Genomic DNA, 19129 nt, shown 5'->3' with positions numbered 1-19129 from the left:
GATGACGTCCACGCTGGCTGTTCGGGCCCATAAAAAAAGCACCGCGCCCGATACCGGAACGCGGTGCTTTATTGTCTATCACCGGGCGCCTGGAGACAAGCGCCTGCTGGTAGTTACAGCCTTAGGCTGGAACAACCGCCAGAGTAACGGTTTCTTCGACTTCGTAGCCCAGGTCGATGGAGATTTCCCACTCGCCAACTTCGCGAATTACACCGATAGGCAGACGAACTTCAGCTTTAACGACGTCCGCGCCTTCAGCAGCTGCGTTGATCGCATCAGCGATGTCACGCGTGCCAACGGAACCGAACAGCTTACCTTCGTCACCCGCGTTAACGGCGATGGAAACACGCAGATCCTTGATCTTGGCAGCGCGAGCCTGAGCTTCAGCCACTTTCTCGTTGTGAGCGGCCAGCAGTTCTGCACGACGCTCTTCGAAGTCCGCCAGATTTGCTTTGGTCGCAGGCAGTGCTTTGCCCTGTGGGAACAGGAAGTTGCGTGCGTAGCCCGCTTTCACGGAAGCCTGATCACCAACGTTACCCAGGCGACCGATTTTTTCCAACAGAATTACGTTCATGTCTATTTCCTCAATTAAAGTCAGATGCTGCCATCATCAGCCGGCGGCTGTATGCGACGGCGAAAATCGTAAAAACTGTCCAGCAACGCAGCGACCGATAACAGCTGCACAGCCAGCGGGCTCGGCAGCAACAGGTAGAAAGCTACCAGGAACAGCCGCGACAAACGCTTGATGCCCACCAGTCCGTGTACCAGTGCCACCCCGGCTATCGCCAAAGGGATGACAAAATACAAAATCCATCCGGTCAGCACTGTGCCACCCAGGCTCGCCAGCAGGAACAATCCCACCAGCAACATGGCGACTGACGGCTGCAGTCGGAATTCATGAAATTCCTTCTGAAACCCGCCCGGGTTATACATCAGCGCCTGCCACCATCTGGCCAGTATCAGCAGAAACACTGCCATCAGCATGTGCATCAGGCCAAACAGCGTGAGCACACCTTCGCGCAATGTCTCAGGCGTCACTTCCGGCAGCTCGACCGATCCGCCGCCTGCTGCCATAAAGGCTTCAACCTGCTGCAGCAGCAAATCCATCACTGCTGGCCGCATCATTAGTGCGGCTTCGGAACCCACTGCCACCAGGATCGCGGCCAATAAGGCATACTGCCAGGATGCTGTGCGTCGCAATACTGCGGCCATCACACCCACGCCGATCAACAGAATAAGCGGCGTCATGTCTCCGACGCTGGCCCATCCTATCGAGGGCAGCACGGCAAAAGCCGCCACCATCAACGCTTCTCTGGGTCCGTGGCGCAGAAGCACCAGGGCCACAAGCGCCGGGCTGATCATATTGATCAGCGGGATCATGCCACACAGCACGGCCGCGATAATCGCCTGTCGGCGGCCAGCCATTGCAAACGCAGCCAGAGCCCGCATTGCCAGTTCCTACTCCAGTCGTCCGCCGCAGCGGAACGGCTTATACGTTGTGGCTGTCAGTGTACGGAATCAGGGCCAGGTGACGCGCGCGCTTGACGGCGACAGCCAGTTGACGCTGATAGCGTGCCTTGGTGCCAGTAATACGGCTGGGAACAATTTTGCCTGTCTCAGAGATATAGGCCTTCAGTGTTTCCAGATCTTTGTAATCAATTTGCTTTACGCCTTCTGCAGTGAATTTGCAGAACTTACGACGGCGGAAAAAACGTGCCATGATCAGTATCCTTTAATAACGTAGTGATTAATTGTCGTCGTCTTCGTCGCTGTCATCGTCTGAATCAGAATCATAATCTTCGTCATCATCGGAGTCATCTTTGGACGCGGCTTCACGGGCAGCAGCTTCTTCTTCAACTCGACGCTTCTGCTCAGCACGGGCACGACGTTCGCGGCTCTCACGTTCGCCTTTCAGGATCAGTGATTCTTCGGTAATTGCTTCATCGGTCTTGATGACCAGGTGACGCAGAATGGCGTCGTTGTAGCGGAACAGAGTCACGATCTCGTCCAGCACTTCCTGGCCGCACTCAACGTTCAGCAGGATGTAGTGGGCTTTGTGAATCTTGTTGATCGGGTATGCCAGTTGACGGCGGCCCCAGTCTTCCTGACGATGGATCTTGCCACCAGTTTCGGTGATCATCTGCGTGTAACGCTCAACCATCGCAGGGACCTGATCGCTTTGATCAGGGTGTACAACAAATACTACTTCGTAATGTCTCATAGAGACTCCTTTTGGCAATAAGTCTTCCTGGGTTTACGACGCCGCGGTAAGACAAGGAGTTAAAGTTAAATGCCCGTGAAGCGGCCTTCCGGCACGGAATTCAGGGGTCGTGCATTGTAGAGAAGATTAACAGGCGTTGCAACGCCTATTTGCAGGGGCTTTGAGCGAGTCAGCCAGTCCTTTGGCGGACTACTTCGAAAAGACAGACACCAGTCGCGACGGAAACATTCAGACTACTTACCGCCCCGGCCATCGGGATCGACAGCAGGTAGTCGCAATGCTCGCGGGTCAGGCGGCGCATGCCCTTGCCTTCCGAGCCCATTACCAGCGCCAGCGGGCCCTTGAGGTCGGATTCGTACAGGCTCTGCGTGGCTTCACCAGCTGCGCCATAGATCCAGATACCGCGCTGCTGCAGCGCCGACAGTGTGCGGCTCAAATTCGTGACAGCTACCAGGTGGACTTTTTCAGCCGCACCGCTGGCGACCTTGCGCACCGTCAGGTTCATGGGCGCAGAATTATCCTTGGGCACAATGACCGCATCCACACCGGCGGCATCGGCCGTGCGCAGACAGGCACCCAGGTTATGCGGATCGGTGACTTCATCCAGCACCAGCAATAAAGGGGGATGATCCAGCGATTCCAACAGTTTATTCAGAAAGGCTTCGTCTTTGGTGGTATCGCGCCACTGACACAGAGCAATCACGCCCTGATGAACCGGCAAGCGGTCGTTACGAGGTTTACCGCCTTTACGCGGTGCGCCACCTAACTGCTTTTCCAGCTCCTCGCGCCCAACCTGCCGGGTCTTCAGGCCCAGCTCAGCGGCCAGTGCCCGCACCTCGTCCAGCCGTTTATCGTTGCGATCCTGCTGCAGCCAAAGCTCCAGCACATCCTGCGGATTGCGCTTGAGCAGCTCCGTGACGGCATGAATGCCGACAATCCAGTCCTGTTGCCCGGCCATCAACGTCTCCGCGATTTACCGGCCGGCTTGGCGGCCGTTTTGGCAGCACCGGCGCCCTTGGCGGCACCACTTTTAGCAGACCGACTGCCTGTGCTTTTGCTCTTGCCGGCAGTTTTGCTGGCCGACTTGCCACCTGAGCGGCCGCCGCGCTTGGCCGCGCCAGCCCCGGCACCGGCCTGGTTTTTACCGCCACGACCGCCTTTGGCACTTTTGCCACCTTTACCGCTACCGGCCTTGGCACCTTTGCCCGGACCACCCGGCTTGCCAACGTGACTGCCATCGACCACCTGCAGGTCGATCTTGCGCTCATCCAGGTCCACCCGAACCACGCGTACCCGCACCGTGTCACCCAGGTGATAGGTCACACCACTGCGCTCGCCGCGCAGCAACTGCCGCACCGGATCAAATTGATAATAGTCATTCTGTAGCGCAGTGATGTGCACCAGGCCTTCCACATAAATATCGCTAAGCTGCACAAACAGACCGAAGCCAGTCACCGAGCTGACGGTACCGTCAAACTCATCACCCACACGATCCTGCACATATTCACATTTTAGCCAGTCCAGCACGTCATAGCTGGCGGCATCGGCGCGGCGCTCGGTCATCGAACACAGCTCACCAAAGTGCACCATGTCCTTTTCCTGATACGGATAGATGTCGCGCTTGTTCAGCTTGACGGCATCCTTGATGCGTCGGATAAAGGCCCACTGCTTGCCGGAACGGATCAGATAACGCAGCGCGCGGTGCACCAGCAGGTCCGGGTAACGGCGAATCGGCGAGGTAAAGTGTGTATAGGACTCAAATCCCAGGCCAAAGTGACCGATGTTGTCAGGTTGATACACCGCCTGCATCATCGAGCGAATCAGCATGGTCTGGATCAGGTTGGCATCAGACCGGCCTTCGATGGCCTGCAGCACACGCTGATAATCCTGCGGCGTCGGCTTGTCGGAGCGCGTCAGCACCAGACCCAGTTCGCGCAGGAACAGCTTCAGGTTTTCCAGCTTGTCGTTATTCGGGCCTTCGTGGACGCGATACAGTACCGGCAGCCCCGACTCGGCCAGGAATTTGGCGGTGCACACGTTGGCGGCCAGCATGCACTCTTCGATCAGACGATGAGCACTGTTGCGCACCACGGGCACGATCTCGCGAATCTTGCGGGTTTCGCCAAACACAATGCGGGTTTCGGTGCTGGAGAAGTCCAGCGCACCGGCCTTCTGACGGGCCTCGGACAACTTGTGATAAATACCGTAGAGCGCTTCCAGATGCGGCACCAAATCCGCATATTTACTACGCAGTCGGGTTTGTGAGCGCTCACGCAGATCACTGTCCGGCTCTTCCAGCATGTCGGCAACTTCGGTGTAGGTCAGCCGCGCGTGGGAGTGGATGACACCCTCAAAGAAGGTGTAATTGTTGACCTTGCCGGTGCGGCCGATTTCCATCTCGCAGACCATCACCAGACGGTCCACTTTGGGTTTCAGCGAGCACAGACCGTTGGACAGCACCTCGGGCAGCATGGGCACCACGTGCCCGGGGAAATACACCGAGTTGCCGCGATTCTGCGCTTCTTCATCCAATGCGGAATTGGGTTTTACATAATGCGAAACGTCGGCGATGGCCACATACAATTTGGCTGTACCGCGCGGGCCCGGCTCGCAATAGACGGCGTCGTCAAAGTCTTTGGCGTCTTCACCATCGATGGTGACAAACGGCAGCTGGCGCAGATCCTCGCGGCCCTTGATGTCGTCTTTGGCGACTTCTTCTTTAAGGTCTTTGACGGCCTGCGTCACTTCACGCGGCCACTCATGCGGAATGCCGTGACTGCGCAGCGCAACATCAATCTCCATGCCCGGCGCCATGTGATCACCGAGAATCTCGGTGACCTCACCAATGGCCTTGCGTCGTTTATCCGGGTAGCTGCGAATCACCGCCACCACAAACTGCCCGTCCTGGGCGCCGCGCGTGTCTTTCTCCGGAATGATCACTTCGTGGCTGATACGTCGATTGTCAGGCACCACCAGGCCAAAACCCTGATCTTTATAGAAGCGGCCAACCACCTGCGTGACGCGGCGCTCCAGAATCTCGACGACCATGCCTTCTTTGCGGCCACGGCGGTCAACACCCGCCACCCGCGCCAGCACGATGTCACCATCAAACAGTTTGACCATCTCGTTGGGCGGCAGTACCAGGTCGCCGGAGCCATCGTTGGGTATAAAGAAGCCCATGCCGTCTTTGGTGCCCTGCACCCGGCCCTTGATCAGCTCCATCTTGTCCACCAGGCCATACACACCACGGCGGTTACTGATCAGCTGACCATCGCGGCTCATCGCGATCAGCCGGCGACGCAGCGCCTCGGCCTGCTCTGGATCGTCTGCCAGTTTAAAATCCTCGCAAAGAGCCTCATAGCTGACGGGCTCGGCGATTTCCTCCATCCGGGCCAGAATAAACTCACGACTGGGGATGGGGTTTTCGTATTTTTCTGCCTCACGGGCAGCATGGGGGTCTTGTATAAAGGAGGGGGAATTCGGTTTACTGCTTTTTTTCTGTCTTGGCATAGATGCTCTGTATTCTCTTTTGAGTCTCTTTAATTCGCTTGTCGTCTATATTCCGCGCCAGTATACACCCGCAGCACCCAATATTCTTAAAGAATTTATAAAAGACCGTTGACAGCGGCATTTGGTATCGGCAAAATGCGCGCTCTGATTTGCTCCATCCCTAAATGCCCAGGTGGTGGAATTGGTAGACACGCTAGCTTCAGGTGCTAGTGCTCGAAAGGGCGTGGAGGTTCAAGTCCTCTCCTGGGCACCACAGTTATATCCCCTTGATTTCTAAGCATTTATTTTAGCGAATTTTCTCGTGTTTGGCCATGGATCCACATAGGGTTCCACAATGGCAAATTTCATTTGGAAAAATCGTCACGGGCGCTATTATTTCAGAGTACGGATTCCCGCGCTCTACCGTGCCCACTTCGGCAACAGCTCAGAACTGCGTAGTCCATTACATACAAGCGACAGGAGTATAGCCAAACGCTTGGCTCGTGCTCGCATGGTCGTTTTTGACAACTACTTGAATGAGCTTGATCTAATGACAAAAGCAAAGAGTGGGAATGGACAGCCACTGAAGCTTAACTTCGACATTATTATAGATGGCATGGAATTGGAGGATGGTCGGAAGTTACCAGCAAGCCGGCTAAGCATGACTCCAGAGGAGGCCTTGGAACTTGGCGGACCAGAAGCTGTAGCCAGCATGGTCAACGCATTGCGGCGCGGACAACTGCACACCGAGCTGCCACAAGGAGTGACAGACAATTACACTGCTCATCAGCCCAAGAGTAATATCTCCAGCATGCACCCCACGCTGACGGAGGCTTTTGAAAGGTACTTTCGTTATAAGTCTGAATCATGGAAAACCCCAAAAACCAAGGCTCAGTACAACGGCACCCTCAGGCTCCTGAACAAGTATTTCGACGACCGCAGGCTTGACCAGATCAGCAAAATGGAGGCGGTTGAATTCTTTGCACTTCTTGAGAAGCTCCCTCCAAACATCTTCCATGTGAAGTCGAAGTATAAGGACCAGGACCTGCAGACCATCGCCAAGACACACCAGGGCGAGAGCATCGGGGCCAAGACATTTAACGACCACCTAATCAGAATCAATGCTGTTTATAGTTGGATAGCGAAGGTGTCCGAGCAACCACTTTCAAATCCATTTGAGGCTGTAGACCCCAAAGACAAAAAGGCAACGAGCAAGGGTTATCCTTTCAGTGATGACTCCATAGCCAAGATTTTTTCCTGTTATTTATTCTCGGATCAGGAGCCTTGGCCTGCCAGAAAAAGAGCCAATGAGCCCTCAAAGTATTGGATGCCAATCCTGCTTGCACTTACAGGCTGTAGAATCAATGAGATATCCCAATTGTACTTGGAAGACATTAATACCCACACCGACGGGACTTTAATACTCAACATACGCGGAGCCCAACCAGATCAAAGGACGAAAACTGACACTGAGCGCCGAGTGCCGGTGCACCCATCGCTGATCAAACTTGGTTTCCGAGACTACCTTAAAATCCTGAGAACAGAGGGGCATGAGAGACTATTCCCAGAACTTAAGTTCAGTGATAATGGTGATGGGTATAGCAGATCCATTGGCGAGTTTCTGAACTCACTCTACAAGGAAGTCGGCGCAGACGGAACCAACCACAGCTTTCGGCACCTTGTAATTAGAACTCTTTCAAGAGCGGACATACCCAAAGAAATAATCAAGTCAATTGTTGGCCACTATGACGGGAGCGCCCCGGAAGACGTAACCGATAAATATGGCGGCTCGGATAAGTACTCTATAGAACAAAAGATCAAAGCCATTAAGACAATTAGACCTGCTTTTTTGGATACCATTATCGATTACGAATCCTTTCGTAAAAGAGCTGGCACTTATAGATACAGCAAAATAAACGGCTGATGGCAGCAGAAGCAACATAAGGCCTTTGCACAACCTGTACCCGAGATGCAAGCACTGCGGCAATCTCCGGCGCGCAAACTCATCTTGTTTATCTCATAGGGAGACCAATCTGAGTCTCCCGGCCCCTCCTACATGAAAACGGCGCTTTTCTATCAGCACCTTGCCTGCTACGATCATGTACTGGATCGTAATTCAGCAATGAGTAATCTATGTCTGCTCTAACCTTGGATAGCCCGAACACCGACTTACCAGCAACACTCGCAGCAGAAGAGGTTTCGTCAAAAACCCGAAAAATCAAACCTAAAGAAAATCACTGCGAGCCCAGCAAGCTATGGCTTGTAGCGGCCACTAACAGTCCGAACGCAGTTAATAGGATTAAAAGAGATTTATTACTCGGGAAAAAGCCGAGAAAACCGATACGCATTCCAGATACTAAACTACCGCCCTACTACCAAGCGTCTCACGAACTTCGATTTGTGGCAGCTGCCGAGTCGATCCGGAGAGACCCGAGTCTAATAGCCGTGGCAATAACAATGAACGTTGCGCCCTCACTCGACCACTCCCTCAGGGAAGGTTCAACTATTGATTATGTCAGGGATCAGCTCAGAAAAGAGATCAACAAGTTTTTGAAAGGAAATCAGATTTATATTCAGATCGCACAAGAGGCAGTCCCAGGAACTGGCCGTATACACTACCACGGAATAATAGGCATACCGAGACATGTCTATTCCGATCAACTTCGCCTAGACATGCAAAGATCAATTGCCAAATGCCCACTTTGTCGAAAATATAAAAGCATCGGATCGAATATAGCAGTTAAATTGAGGTCTCATCTTACGAAGGGCGATAAAGAGCTGGGGCTACCTCCTCTCGAGATGACTTATGGCTGGCCGCTATATTGCATTAAAGATGCAGACTCCAACTTTACCTATGCGACAAGTAGAGAGTTAAAAACAAAAGGTAAGCACTTCTATGAAGAAATGCGGGCTGGACAGAAAATTATCAGGAAAGTTTGATGAGCCTCCTCACCAGATGCTCCGGTTTGATGTGAGTATATCTCTGCAACATTGACAGACTCTGATGACCACTGATGGCTGCAACCTCCACAGTGGTCAATCCCATTTCAAAAAGTCTACTTACTGCTTCATGACGAAGGTCATGAAATCTAAGCCCGTAAATCCCGGCCTTTTTACTTATATCTGCAAAGCGCTGTGAGAGCCTTGAAGCGCTTATTGAAAAAGGCTTATCACTGCCACTCAGACGACGCTTAAACGCCTCCAAAGCAGCCATAGGAAGCGGCACGACACGCGACAATCCATTCTTTGTCTTGGTAAGTGTAAGCGTGCGACGTTCAAGATCGATATCCTGCCTTTGAACTGCCAAAAGCTCAGAGCGCCGTGTAGCACAATTTATTGCCACAATGATAATGTCAGACAGCTCCGGGTCGTCATTGGCTGCATCAACTAGTCGCTGCTCCTCGTCGCCAGAAAGGCGTCGGACTCTGCCACGTGGCATTTTCGGTAGTCTTACAGATGGCACTCCTTGAGGCAGAGGTATGCCAAAATCAGTTCCTGCGCATCGCAGCAATCTCAGCAGCAAGCTAAGCTCATGAATGACTGTCGCGGGATTCGCTTCCAGGAGTCTCTGGTCGCGATATTGACTCAGGTTATAGACAGATAGCCCACTCAAGCTAAACTCTCCCAAAGCACACCTCAGCCGCTTTAAACGCGACATTTCTGGCCCGCTCACTCTGCCCTGCTGCTTTACTCGATCAGTGTATAGATCAATCAACTTTGAGAGAGAGATGTTGTCTGCAACACGAGGGTCAACGTAGGTTCCCGTTGTGACCTTTGATTCTGTGACACACGCCCAGTCTACGGCGTCAGCCTTCTTGTCGAATGACCGAGCGATAGGTTTCATTCCCTTCAAGCGGACTTGAGCTTGCCACTTGTTTCTGAGCTTTCTGATCGTTGCCATGGAAGATGCCCTTATAGTTCTCAATGATCGAGATCTTAGGACAACGCCGCTACGGTGTCGGGTGTTTTCCGGGCATAAACATGGTTTAGTGTGACCAGATTGTGCCTTACGATTTATTAACCTTCTTCAACCAAGCAATTGAGGCTCGGAACCTACTGATTCCAAAGGAGTAACTACCGAAACGATAGGCTTTCACGAATTGGTATGTAAAACCAATGCCTGACTAGATACGGGTCGATATGGTTAAGATTTGGTTTATCAGTGAGGGAGTTCATGTTGGCTCGGGATGTACGAATCTTAGACTGCCAGTTGACTCGGGGCGAGGGCTGATTCGATGACAAAGCCCGGGGAGGTACTAGAATCAAATGCCAATGCGATTCATTATCATATGAGGATTGAGAGCGGGAGAGTTATTATCCTTAGAGCCAACCCGGATATCTTAATGATGATGGTGCCATATTTTGCCGGCTCCTGTGGATTGACTTCCCTTATACAAGCTTAGAACCGAGCGACTAACCTATAGAGGCCTACTGAAGTGCCCGTGAAATCGGCGTAGAACCGACCTCACAAATGATAAGTGACTTGCCAGCTCCTTCTCACCATATGAATTAGCCCGGCATTCACTTAAGACTGCTGACGTATTTGCCTCTCAGTAATTGCGGTTGACTATGATTCACTGACGTGGACGACGTAGAGATTGTGCCTGCAGTCGGGCTTGATTCCCGGCTCAATAAACACCACAGCCTCTTTGTGTCGCTTCAAATTCTTGACAAGGTGCCTTGTCGCAGCTCTTACCTCAGGCGTGTCTAGAAGAACGAGAAACTTAAGACAGTTGGTGGGATCGATCGGTGATTTGCTCTTGCCCTCCATGAGAGCATCTATATCTTTCACGATCCCGTTGCGTTGAGCAGAACCGTAAACCGACCCTCCGTTTATCGGTACATTGCACTTTACTTCGGCGACGACGCCGACAGGCTCTGGAATTTCCAGATCAAAACCGTTGGTGTTGGGTTGGCTTTGTAGAATCGAATCTCTGAGTTCACCTCGAGTTTTAGCATCCAGGTTCAGGATTTCGCCGAGCCAAGTACCAAACTCCAAGCAAATTTTCATAGTGAAGATGTTATTGATATCGCCAAGAAGAGCCTTCAGCCCAGCAAGTGCCTTTCTGTCCAGGCGGGAATAGTAGTCCAGGTCAGGTAGAGCAAAATTTTTATGAAAAAATGAATTAAGGCGTTCCTGCAGTGCGCGCTCGCGATCGTAGACGGTCATTGCACCACCCCTCCAGGGGGTTTTACCCCGATTTTACGGACACTTTTGAAAAATCTTATAATAGTCAAAAGCAGTTTTTATGTCGAAGAGAAGAAGCCAGCCCTGAGTTCAAACAAGATGCCATTGAGCAGATTCGCCAGCCAAGTGTCAACTTTGCCCAGGTTGCCCGGGAGCTGAGTACGGGCGCCAATCTGCTGTCGTACCAGAAGCTCGTGAGCCTCCGCTAATCGTCCACGGCTGAAGCTTTTCCGCCCTGCCAAACAAAAACGCACTATACTCCCCGCGAAAACAACGAAAAGCAGGCAACCCTATGGGCAACAGAGCATCACCACTAGCACTTATGGCTGTATCCCTACTCTTTGTAGCCCTGATAGCCATCTCTTCTCAAACCCTCGCTCAGGGCCAAATCGTCAAGAAATCGAACTCCGACATTTGTCACCCACCGGAGAGCAGTTATTACGAGCGGACTAGAAACTTCCGGCCCTTTGAGAGCGTTCAGGCGTGCCTGGACAGCGGAGGACGCCTCCCAGCTAACTTGACTCGCTCAGCAGTCTCAGAGGGCACCTCATTGCGCCTACCACGATCCACGAGAAGCTCCGCTCCAGTTAGCGGATATGATCGCTCCCGGTTCGGCCATGGCTGGGATGACGCTGATGGGGATTGTCAGGATAGTCGAGCAGAGGCATTGATTGCGACCTCTAGCACTCAGGTGCGATTTGCGGACGGCCGCCGCTGCAGAGTCACAACAGGTCGCTGGATAACCCCATATACGGAAAATATCATTCAGAACTCATCAGAGATCGATATAGATCATGTCGTACCGTTACGCTGGGCTTGGGATCGAGGGGCCGATCAGTGGTCTCAGCAGAAGCGAGAGAGTTTTGCCAACGACCCCGTAAATCTATTGCCTGTGGAGGCTAGCCTAAATCGAGCCAAGGGAGCCCGAGGCCCTGACGAATGGCTGCCACCATCAGGCCAGTGCGGCTATGTAGCAAGGTTTGTTCGAATCGTGAGGGTCTATGGTCTGGATATGGAAGCGGATGAAGAGCGAGGTATTCAGGAGCTTCTAGGGCAATGCCAGGGCAATTGATCGGGCCGTAGCTACCGACGATGATGTAATCCAAAGCCACAAATAAATGATACACCAAGCACGACTGTAAATCGCCTGCTATAACCACAGTATAGCCAGCAGGAAGCAGCAGGACCCCGCCCTTCGGGGCGGTTTTAACGTTAGGGGCTCAGGCTCTCCACCCCGCCTGCCGACCGCATACTTATGTATATGTTTAATATAGGTTTATTCAGATAAATTGCCCAGATTGTCATGCTTAGAACCAATGACGAACTTTCTATGATGATTGTGCCATATTTTGCCGCGATCTGTGATTCACTCTCCTTATACAAGTGCCATCAACGGCCAACCCCAGTGAACCAAATTCCGATATAAACTATAAGACCAGCCCTTATATCAGCGTCGGAGGCGACTCATGAAAACCCACATATTCACCCGGAAGGAGCTTTATGATTTGGCCTGGCAAACGCCAATGACCAAACTGTCGAAACAGGTCGGGCTGTCTAATCAAGGATTAGCAAAGCTCTGCAGGCGAAAACATATACCCCTTCCACCTCGCGGATACTGGGCCAAACAAGCAGCAGGACAAAAGGTTACCCAGATACCGTTGCCAGAACTCGCAGATGATGCCGCGCGCGACCCAATAGTGATAGAACAGGTTGATAAAGCGCTGACCAAACCCAGGCCAGAGGTAGTAAAGGCCCTTGCCTCGACCCCTGCACCCGATATCAGTGTACCTAAGAAGTTAGTAAAGCCGCACCCGGTAGTTAGCCGTTGGCGCGACGAACGAGAGGCGTCGAACCAGCGCAATAAACTGTGGCAATCTCACCTTCCTGCCGCCATGCGCGACCATTCCCGGAAACCCTTCACTAATATTGAAATGAGGCGCCACCGTATACTGGACACTATATTCAAAGCTATTGAAAAGTTCGGGTACAAGGTCAGGCCTGGAAGCTATGATCAATCGTGGGAGCTAACCTATGAAGGGATACCAGTGGAGTTCAACATCACTGAGCGGTACAAACAAGTAAAAATGCCGCTTACGAAGCAAGAGGTTGTCGAACCCTGGAACAAAGGCAAAACCCACAAAATTGAGCGCCAGTTCAGCGGCAGATTGATGCTCAATATAAAGACCTGGCTCCCCAGAGGCCTTACGACGCGCTGGGCAGAGGAAAACGACGAGCATACCCTAGAAGAAGATGTCCCGGATATTGTGAGGATATTCAAGACTGCCGGACCGTTGCTAGTAGAACAAAAGCGGGAGAGAGAGGAACAACGCCGTCGAGATGACGAGGAGCGGAATCGACGGCATCGAGAGGCGCAGCGGATCAAAGCTAACGAGGAGTGCTGGGAGCGCTTCATTGTTGCGTCCGGTAGGTGTGAAGAGGCCGCCCGAGTGCGAAAGCTAATTCAAAGAATAGAGGAAATGGCGGCTACCCAAGATTCAACAATAGATGTCCACGGCAAGGCGATAGCGGAGTGGATACAGTGGGCGAAAGACTGGGCGGAGCGCCATGATCCTCTGTCCGGTGACTTGGAGGGTTTGTTTGAATACGTCTCTACACCGAAAAGCGATAGACCTTGGCACGTATAAGTAAGTCGGCGATGGCACCGGCAAGGGCTTTTATGTGATTCAGCCACGGATAATCTAGCTTGCGCGCAGAGCAAGCAATATTTCCTGCTAACGGCGACATCTCTAATCATTAATGCAGCGACCGGATCCACTGATCCTCTTATCTTGAGAGGTCAGACCTGACTTTTTTGAAACCAGAGCAAAACCCTATCCGCTCCTTTTACAATCCGCTGACTCAGCGCTTCAGAATTCGTACTTTTCCTTGCGCTGGATGAAGGCATCGCGCCCTCCTTCCAGAATGCTTGCAACTTGATTCCGAATCACCGGCACGTCAATCGACCCTTGCGCCTCTAGCCCAAGGTAGCCCTGATTCTCGCCCGCAGTAAAGACACCGATCCACTCAGCGTCTCCAAACACAGGTATGTTGGCGTTATGCGTCGCAAACAAGAATTGCCGACTAGTCTTGGCATCCCTCAGCTCGGTGACGATTCGTTCCGCGATGAAAGCATTGTCCAAGTTATCCTCCGGCTGATCCATGAGCAGTGGATCGGCGTTCTCCAGAAGTAACATATGCAATATCGCCGTGCATTGCTGTCCAGTCGATAGCTTGCTCAACGGGCGGAACAGCGGATCAGCCTGACCGTGAGTGACGTTGAGGAAAATGTCCACCCTATGATCCAGCTCCAGTGCCTCTAGCTCCATGAGCTGAGATGGCTGGAGCCTGGCCAGCGCCTCGGCCACCATCTGAGTGACACCCCAATCCAGTTGAACATCGGTCGAACCATTCTGGATCGACTGAACCAACGACAACGGGCGTACCATCTCAGCCTCTTCGATCCACGCCAATCGCTTCTCCCCGATACCTTCCAGTTTGCACCCCAGCAGGAAGTTTAGCAGCGGAGAGCGGTCGGCCTCCGGCACGATCTCTACCTTGAGCTTGCCCTCAAGTTGCTTGTTCAGGCGCTTAGCGGCCCTCTTTAACGCCTGAATGCGCTGCGCTCGCAGATCAGACAGCTCGGCTAACAAGTTGCGCCGCTCTTGCTTCAAGGAATTACATTTGGCCTCGTGAGTTGACAGCTTTGCCTTCATTAGCATGATGCGCTCGATTTCTCCAGTAAGCCGTTGATAGGCGACACCAACTTCCTGCCCACTTTTACCAGCCGCAGTAGGAAGCGTCCGAAGCGCCTTCTCCAGTTCGACCTCATGCCTCTCGATGGCCTGCTGCCAAGCCTCTCGCTGAACATTGAACTGGTCTGACGCCTCATCCAACAAATTCGTCATGGCTTTTAGATGGCCGATGAAGCCTTGACTTACCCTCTCCAGAGTCGTACGCATCACAACCAACTGGGCAGCGTCGGGCAGCCCTTCGAGAGCTTCATCGTTGATGAATCCTAAGTCGGGCAGGCTGTCGCAAAAATCGTCAAGGGCATTACGCAGAAACTGGACGCTCTCCGTGGCACTATTGGCAATCTCACGTTCTCTGGCGATAAGCGAGGTCTTAGCCAACTTCTCCTTGATGCCAATTTCTTCAAACACACGTAGCTGCTCTTCCAACTTCGGAAGTCGACCCACCTGCGCCTTCACGTCATCGAAGTCGGACAAGGACTTCGCGAGCTTCTGCCGGCTCTCGATCAAGCGCCGGTGGACGTCGGCGCTCTTCGTCTCATAGTCTCTGTCCTGTGGAAGAAATCGATCCAGCAATTGCACTCGGCTACATGTGTCCTGAGCCAGCTCGTAGATTTCGTTCTGTCCATAAATGTCGATGCCAGGGAGCAAGTCTCTCGGGAGAAGGGTGGAAACATTGCCGCCCAAGTCGCGAACGATCGGCGGTTCACCATAACGCCTTGAGACAGTATACTGTTTTCCGTTCTGAGCCGACGACACCACCACTAGCTCCAATCGGCCAGCTGCACGTCCAAGATTTTCCTTGATGATCTCCTGATGGTGCTTCAATGCTTGCTTGCTTTTGGGTGGAAGGTCCAAGGCGTAACGCAGACATTCGAGCAAAGTTGATTTACCCGTCCCTCGACCACCGATGACAGTGTTGAGGTGATCGGAGAAGTTCACGCTGACGCCATCCAGGTATCCCCCCGTGACGGTCATGCTGAGCACCTTGCCAATCGGACTTCCAGCCTGCTGCGAATACAAGCGGATGCGGGATCGTGGGTCAAGGAAAGCCACCTTGAACGCCGCAAAGTTAGGCCGCGTCATTTTGATAAAGCAAGTGGCTCCTGGTTGCACCAAGTCTTCCGGTTTGGCTACATCTTTGGCATTGATGACAGCTATGGGCCGTTCGCGTCGGTAGGCATCGTCCTTGTTCAAAAGCACCTTGCGATAGAAGTCGCTTTCCACCCCCGCCAAGTCGTCTACCGAGCCCGGTATCTGCGCCGAACGCAGCTTAGGTAGCTTCCATACATGATTGAGGCGATTCTTCAAGAGACCACTGTCGTGGGTACAATGCGCTGCATAGATAAAACCGCCGAGCTGGTCGACTTTCTCGATCAACGACTCTGAACTCAAAATAGAAGGGCGGACACCATTCGTAGGATCGAGCAGGTCGAGACTGCCTAGGTAGCGTTCGAGCTGCTGACCTGTCGTTTCCTCAGAAAACAGGCAGACATAATGGGTCTTGTCATTCGAAGCGATCTCAAAGCCTGGGAATACCACAATCCCGTGCGACTGAAGCACTTCACGCAATGCGTCCACGCTGGCTACGCTTCCGTGGTCGGCTAGGCCGACTACGGAAATGTTCAGCTCAAGGCATTTCTGGAGTATTGCGTGGTTGTACCCCGCCTCATCCAGACCGTGATCGGCGCCCCGATAGGTCCCGTTGTAACCGAAAGGATTTAGCTGGAGCGCGCAGCGCCAGAATTTTGCGAAGGTGTACTGATCCCCCATACTTCCCCCTGATTCAAATGCTTGCAGCCGCTATCAATCACACTTCACTGCCTCTGTGGCGATGATGAAAACGACGAGTTTTACTCTGATTACCCTATTGCTTGTAAAATCACGAATAGTCATCTGCAAGCCCACTTCGGAACAATGCCTCCGCATCCTCGGCGATAGCGATCGCACTACGCACGTCCTGCCGTTTCAAGTCGAGCACTCGAAGTTCGCCGCTTTCCTTCACTTTGGCTAGCGACTCAATCCGTCGAAAAACAGCACTATGGCTTGCAGCGTACAGCGCCAAGCCTTGCAGTTTAGGGAGAGCATCAGCCAAATGCAGACCGTGCGGATCAATCAGATCGACAACTAAGCTTCCGTCATGTTCAGCAAAGAACAAAAAGTCTGGACGAACAATCCCATACTCGCTGGACTTCTCATAGGCAATACCCAATGACGCCTGCCCTGGTTGCTGCGGGTTGCGATACCAGAAGGCGAATCCCGGCTTGGCTGACTCAGTCTCTACGACCGTCCGTTCCCAGTCATTCAGATCAGCAGGATACTTGCCGGTTTGGTCGCACAACAAATGGCCATCCCAGAACGGTAGCGCTCTCACCACACCGTTCTCGTTCGACTTGGTGGCCTCATACCGGGCCTCAGGCTTAAGCATCCCCACATCTTGAGGCTCGGTGCTCATTTCGATGATCTGCCGATAAGATTCTCTGCGATCATCGCTTAACGCCTTGATGAGAGGTCGGTATTTGGCGAACCAATGCTTAGCCAAGTTATCAGCCTGCGCATCGAAATAATCTTGTACTTCCATTACTAACCCTAAACCAGCAACGGTTACGCGAGCTTCAACTACCGCCTCCAGAAATTCCTCCGGATCCGATTCTCTGTCGGCTTCCTGGCTGGCTAAATGATCAACGTAGGAGTGGGCAATCGCAGGGCTAAAAATACGTGCCGCTCGGCGGTAGGCATCGTCTATTACTGCAACGTCGGCATCTTCCCAAAACTGCTCCAGACTACGGCCTTGATCGAGCATATCTGCCTTTACTGTTTTCCCATCTAAAACCAGTACAGACTTTCTTTTGTCGGTTATCTTTGCCTTGTGCTCAGCCTGAAACTTATCCAAAGCTGAATGCATATGGGCATGTGCGAGAGCGCCTGCACCGGACAGAATATTGTCGGATGACAATTCATGAGCCAACGCAGTTAACCTGATCGCTGGCTTGGCGCCACGTTGGGGGCGAGTTTGCGAAGGCAACGCCTCAAAAGTCTCCCACACCGAAGGAGACGCAGACGGGTTCGGCACCACCTCTATGTAATCCATCAAGACACGCCCAGGGGCAGCCGCATCATTGCCTGTTGTCAGCTCTTCGACAACCTGCTCAACAGCCGTCCGATTAAATTTTGGCAGCAAACAGTCAACGGCATTCAGGCGATCATTACCAGGAATACGGCGAGCCAGAGGCGAGCGAACTAGCCGTCCCAGCAACTGTGTGATATGCGTTTTATCGCTAGCTGCCCGGAAAGAAATCATTACCTCTGCGCGCGGGCAATCCCAACCTGTACTGATGGCATCCTTGGCGATCAGCACACGCACCCATGTCGACTCTTCAACTCGCTGTGGCTCAATGTAAGGCACATCGCGATTACCGAACCGATGCGTCGTGTGATCGCCGAATACATGCGCCACACAAGCTGCAGGCAGATCAGGATAACGCTCAAAAATCGTATCCAAAGCCCTACCTATTTCATTGGGGTCGGGCGTATTGGGAACCTGTAAAACCATTAAGGGGACGACCGCGTGGGATTCTTGCTGCTGCTTGGAGTAGGCGCTCCACGCTGAGGTTGATTCCTTCAATTTATCAGTCGCACGCCTTACCAGTACTGTATCAAAATCGCCTGTTTCATCCGGTATATCAAGCAGGATTGTGTCTTTGATAAGACCAGACTCCTGCACCTTAGATGCATCAACAACCACGTTAGGCAATTTGATGTGCTTGCCCGCTGACTCTATCGCAGTATTGAACCTTTCCACTGTGGCAGAAATGCCCCACACCACCGGTATGCCAGGCACGCTACCCACGCCGTTGATGAGTCTCTGAACGATCGTGCCCTTGGCGTTTATTGAGGCTGCTGTCGGGGTACCCATACCGCGATGGGCTTCATCGAGCACCAGATACAGCGTTAAATCTGGATCCTCAATTGTGTTTTGAATGGTGTCCCAGATAGTATAAGCCCGCAGATCCGGTCGCATGTCGGGGAAAGTCCCATCCAATTTGGCGACCATTTCTTCGGGGTCATAGCCTCGAACCAACAAGCTGTTCTTACTGAGCTTTTGGGTGTTGAGGAAATATATTTTTCCTGGCTGGAATTTGGGCCTGTTAAAGGTATTTTCAACAACTACTAAGTCAGTATAATTGATACGGTCACTGGCCTCGATGAATCTAAATCGTGTTTGTTCATTCAATGAGGGGTCATCGCTGAACCAAATCACCACTGCGCCCGGATCAGCGTCAAAGCTGAACTCATCGTCCCCGTGGAACAGTGCTTCAAAAGCAGCTGCAGCCATAACGGTCTTACCAGCACCAGTTACCGCCGTCAGTGAGAACGCTGTTCTATCGGCCTCGTTGCGCCAAAGGCGGCGTGCTTTACCCAAGTTATTCAAAGAGTCGCGGACGGCGTCGCGCTGATAGTCTTTAAGCGTGAACTTCATCT

14 protein-coding genes, 1 tRNA gene and 1 pseudogene are annotated in these 19129 nt (G+C 52.5%); 6 read left to right on the top strand and 10 right to left on the bottom strand.

All coding sequences use genetic code 11. The features are described from left to right. Window positions 1–121 precede the first annotated feature (121 nt). From rplI to rnr, 6 genes are all read right to left on the bottom strand, one after another. Window positions 122–574, bottom strand: a complete 453-nt coding sequence (gene rplI, locus LVD14_RS06060) for a 50S ribosomal protein L9 (protein ID WP_237133137.1) — start codon at window positions 572–574, stop codon at window positions 122–124. Between the two features lie 20 nt (window positions 575–594). Further along, entirely contained in the window at window positions 595–1449 is an 855-nt protein-coding gene (locus tag LVD14_RS06055) for a hypothetical protein (RefSeq protein ID WP_237133136.1), read from the bottom strand. 40 nt (window positions 1450–1489) lie between these two features. Further along, window positions 1490–1720 (bottom strand): 30S ribosomal protein S18, encoded by a 231-nt coding sequence (rpsR, locus tag LVD14_RS06050; RefSeq protein WP_237133135.1) that lies wholly within the window; start codon window positions 1718–1720, stop codon window positions 1490–1492. Between the two features lie 27 nt (window positions 1721–1747). After that, the gene (rpsF, locus tag LVD14_RS06045) at window positions 1748–2221 is read right to left on the bottom strand and encodes a 30S ribosomal protein S6 (RefSeq protein WP_237133134.1); all 474 of its coding nucleotides are present in this window, start codon (window positions 2219–2221) and stop codon (window positions 1748–1750) included. Between the two features lie 169 nt (window positions 2222–2390). Next, on the bottom strand, window positions 2391–3179 hold the full coding sequence (gene rlmB / locus LVD14_RS06040) for a 23S rRNA (guanosine(2251)-2'-O)-methyltransferase RlmB (RefSeq protein WP_237133133.1): 789 nt from the start codon (window positions 3177–3179) through the stop codon (window positions 2391–2393). Continuing rightward, window positions 3179–5731 (bottom strand): ribonuclease R, encoded by a 2553-nt coding sequence (gene rnr / locus LVD14_RS06035; RefSeq protein ID WP_237133132.1) that lies wholly within the window; start codon window positions 5729–5731, stop codon window positions 3179–3181. Before rnr ends, rlmB begins: the two co-directional genes overlap by 1 nt. Before the next feature lie 166 nt (window positions 5732–5897). On the opposite strand from rnr, the gene LVD14_RS06030 reads away from it, so the two are divergent. The 4 genes and pseudogenes from LVD14_RS06030 to LVD14_RS06020 all read left to right on the top strand — a co-directional run bounded on the left by LVD14_RS06030 (window position 5898) and on the right by LVD14_RS06020 (window position 8650). Then, a tRNA-Leu gene (locus tag LVD14_RS06030) sits at window positions 5898–5984 on the top strand. A gap of 81 nt (window positions 5985–6065) precedes the next feature. Beyond that, a pseudogene (locus tag LVD14_RS15645) lies at window positions 6066–6242 on the top strand (DUF6538 domain-containing protein); the annotation flags it as partial. Between the two features lie 18 nt (window positions 6243–6260). Further along, window positions 6261–7634 carry a site-specific integrase gene (locus LVD14_RS06025; protein WP_237133131.1) on the top strand — a complete coding sequence of 458 codons (1374 nt, stop codon included), beginning with the start codon at window positions 6261–6263 and terminating at the stop codon, window positions 7632–7634. A 209-nt stretch (window positions 7635–7843) separates the two neighbouring features. Beyond that, complete coding sequence (locus tag LVD14_RS06020; RefSeq protein WP_237133130.1) at window positions 7844–8650, top strand: hypothetical protein; 807 nt, start codon at window positions 7844–7846, stop codon at window positions 8648–8650. Here LVD14_RS06020 and LVD14_RS06015 read toward each other — a convergent pair. Next, complete coding sequence (locus tag LVD14_RS06015; protein WP_237133129.1) at window positions 8637–9611, bottom strand: site-specific integrase; 975 nt, start codon at window positions 9609–9611, stop codon at window positions 8637–8639. The genes LVD14_RS06020 and LVD14_RS06015 overlap by 14 nt on opposite strands. A 666-nt stretch (window positions 9612–10277) precedes the next feature. Continuing rightward, window positions 10278–10880: a hypothetical protein gene (locus tag LVD14_RS06010; RefSeq protein ID WP_237133128.1), complete on the bottom strand. Its 603-nt coding sequence runs from the start codon at window positions 10878–10880 to the stop codon at window positions 10278–10280. 310 nt (window positions 10881–11190) lie between these two features. Between LVD14_RS06010 and LVD14_RS06005 the strand changes: the two genes are divergently transcribed. Then, window positions 11191–11970, top strand: a complete 780-nt coding sequence (locus LVD14_RS06005; RefSeq protein WP_317622680.1) for an HNH endonuclease family protein — start codon at window positions 11191–11193, stop codon at window positions 11968–11970. 394 nt (window positions 11971–12364) lie between these two features. After that, window positions 12365–13543, top strand: coding sequence for a hypothetical protein (locus LVD14_RS06000; RefSeq protein WP_237133127.1), 1179 nt, complete (start codon window positions 12365–12367; stop codon window positions 13541–13543). 222 nt (window positions 13544–13765) lie between these two features. Here the strand turns inward: LVD14_RS06000 and LVD14_RS05995 are convergent, their stop codons facing one another. Both LVD14_RS05995 and LVD14_RS05990 read right to left on the bottom strand, forming a co-directional pair. Further along, entirely contained in the window at window positions 13766–16420 is a 2655-nt protein-coding gene (locus tag LVD14_RS05995) for a TrlF family AAA-like ATPase (RefSeq protein ID WP_237133126.1), read from the bottom strand. 109 nt (window positions 16421–16529) lie between these two features. Further along, window positions 16530–19127, bottom strand: a complete 2598-nt coding sequence (locus LVD14_RS05990; protein ID WP_237133125.1) for a DEAD/DEAH box helicase — start codon at window positions 19125–19127, stop codon at window positions 16530–16532. Between the last annotated feature and the right edge of the window lie 2 nt (window positions 19128–19129).

The organism is Pseudohongiella sp. O18, assembly GCF_021729085.1.
GTDB lineage: Bacteria > Pseudomonadota > Gammaproteobacteria > Pseudomonadales > Pseudohongiellaceae > Pseudohongiella.
The sequence above is the reverse complement of the archived record's forward strand: the minus strand, read 5'-3'. Positions and strand labels throughout refer to the sequence as shown.